The following is a 3,002-nucleotide window of genomic DNA, read 5'->3' as shown; positions in this document are numbered from 1 at the left end:
GATAATTTTTCTGAATATGTCAAGGTGTCTGCCAATGGGCAACATATTCAAATTGCGACTGTTGAAGGCACATATTTACGCTTTGCTTTACCACTGGGCTATATTCAGTCTTTCAATCCCGACCACCCTCAATTTACCCTTAATCGTAATCGAGACTACCTTGAACTCTTTGACCGTGAAACAGGCTTATCAAAATTTTTCCAAGTTTCAACCGCTCGTTTTGCCGAGAACAAGGATGAGTTAGGCTTTCCTCCCCTTGAAGACGGTATTTTCCCGATAAGCTATTGGCAAGATGAGTTTGCCAACCGAGTGGATTTTATCTATCAAGATAGCCGCCTGACTCAAATCAAACATTCTGATGGGATTGAGTTGGCTTTAGCCTATCAAGGGCAATGGCTCCATCAAATTATCCGCACCGATACGGAGCAGTCTGAAATACTGGTAACCTATCGACAAAATGAACAAGGCGCATTAGTCGAAAGCAATGCCCTACTTGATTTTCATCTGTTCTACGACTATGACGATGCCTTTAACCTTATCCGTTGGTCAGATAGAGATAAAACCTGGGTGGATTATCATTATGACGAAAAAGGGCGGGTGATTCACAGTATTGGTGCGGATGGCTTTTATCCTGTTTGGTTTCAGTATGAAGATAATCGCACCACGGTGTTAGATAGCCAACAACGTGCTACGGTCTATGACTACGATAGTCATATAATGAAACCGCTTACCATCACCTCACCAAGCGGTGCCAAAACGCATTTTGACTACGACCGCTACGGCAATTTACTGACCCAAACCCTGCCTGATGGTAATCAAATCACCTTTGATTATCTTGAACAAACCGGTTTAGTTCGTTGTTTTACCGACACACTAGGCAATCAGTGGCAATATGAATACGATGACCGGGAAGCACTTATTAAGCTCACCGACCCACTAAACCGCTCCTGGACAAGACAAATCCAGTTGGCAGAAGTCAAAAATGGGGAAAAACAGACCGCACTTTTCACGGCGCCTGATGGCACAACCACTGAGTTTGTACGCAATCAATTCGGTTTACTGACCGAAGTAAAATCCATGGTCGGGCAACGTCAACAGCTTGAACAGTTCCACTACGACCCACGTCATCGTTTAATTGAAACCCAAGATAGCGAGCAACGCCGTATTCAGCTTGGTTATGATGATAAAGACCGCCTAAGCCGATTTACCAATGGCAAAGGCTATCAGTGGCAGTATAACTATAATGCTCAGCATAAATTAAGCCGCATTAACCGCCCAAACCAAAGTTTTGAACAGCAAGACTACGACCGACACGGTAATCTTATTCGCTACACCGATGCCAATGGGGTAGATTGGCAGTTGAAATACGGAGCGTTTGACCTGCTCATTGAAAAAATCGATGGTGAGGGCAACCGTTGGCAGTATGACTACGATAAAGATAGCCTTAAACTTCGTCAAGTGACCAATCCGAAAGGCGAAACCTACACGTACACCTTTAATGAAAACGGACAAGTTGCCACCGAAACCGACTTTGCCGATAACCGTTGGGTTTATCGCTACAATGAAAACGGCACACTGAAAAGCCTGACCGATGGCGAGGGAAACGTTACCCATTATGACTATGACGCAGGTTATCGATTAATTCGCCTTATCACGACTGACGACAGCTATTTTTACGAATACGATAACCTCGGCAGGGTTACCGCTATTCAAAGCCTGTATAGCCGACAAACCTTTGAATACGACCTGAATGACCGACTCATCAAAGAAACCCAAAACAGCCACCGAATTGAGCGTACTTATGATGATGAAGCCCAAACCCTCACAAGAACGCTCTATATTGAGGGGAAAGATGAGCCTATCATCACGCAATTTAAGTACAATAGTCTCGGTGAGTTAATTGAACTGAACTTGCCGGACACAACGGATACAAGCGGTCAGAAAAACCAACTGTTTTTCCAATACGACCAAAACGGCAATGAAATCGACCGCTCTTCCCCACAAGGGTTTATCCTCAAACAACGCTATGATGCGATGGATTGTCTTACCCAACAACGGGCAGGTTGGGAGCCGACACAGTTTTTTGACAAAGACGAACTGCGTGCCACGGGCATTGACGCTCCAAGTTTTGCTGAGGTCAATCAACATTACCGCTATGACAAGGCGCTGAATACCCTTGAAACTAAAGACAAAGGCGAACAGCACTTTTTCACCCTAAACCGAAACAACCAAATCACACAGGTTCACAACCAAAACCGTGAACAAGAACGCTATGCCTATGATGAATGTGGCTACCTCACCCAACGTTATGTGGGTAGTGAAACCTATGGCTTAATTCAAAACCCACACCACCCGGAGTATCAGGCACAGCGGCAAATTATCCCACATCAGGATATTTACCAAAAGGGGCATAAACTCCACCGCTTAAACGAAAACTACTACGAATACGACAAAGCGGGTCGGTTGGTCACCAAAGTTGAAAAACGGGACGGCTTTAGAAAACAAGAAACCGACTACCGCTGGAATGGCAAAAACGAACTGATTGGCATCACCACGCCAAAAGGTGAAGTGTGGCACTATAAATACGATGCTTTAGGCAGACGGATTTCAAAAGAATGTCCGCAACAACATCTACGCATTGAATACCTGTGGGACGGCGACCAAATCGCTTTCACTCGAACTTTCAAAAACGATGAACTTGTCAGCGAACGGCACTCCGTATTTAATGGATTTGAATTAGTCGCCCAACAAGACCACTATCAAAAGCTTAAACAAACCATTGACGGTAACTTCATCGAATGGAAGCAGGAAACCGGCTACGCCATCTGCCAACCGAATGGACAAGTGCTTGCACTTCTTAATCCGCAAGGTAAAACTCTGTGGCGTAGAGAAAAACAAACGCTTTGGGGACTGCTCTTCTCCAATGAATATAGACAGTCAAATCCACTCAATCCACAAATGTTATTCGCCGGGCAATATTACGATGAAGAAAGTGGGTTAGC

Annotated in this window: 1 protein-coding gene; it reads left to right on the top strand. The window is 44.7% G+C overall.

Features of this window, described 5'->3' with window-relative positions; genetic code table 11:
• On the top strand, positions 1 to 3,002 hold a 3,002-nt coding region (locus BKK50_RS10145; protein WP_143529806.1), incomplete at both ends, for an RHS repeat domain-containing protein.

It is taken from the genome of Rodentibacter rarus (genome assembly GCF_001998965.1).
Classification (GTDB): Bacteria; Pseudomonadota; Gammaproteobacteria; order Enterobacterales; family Pasteurellaceae; genus Rodentibacter; species Rodentibacter rarus.
Note: the sequence above shows the minus strand (reverse complement) of the source record. Positions and strands in the feature narration are given on the sequence as shown.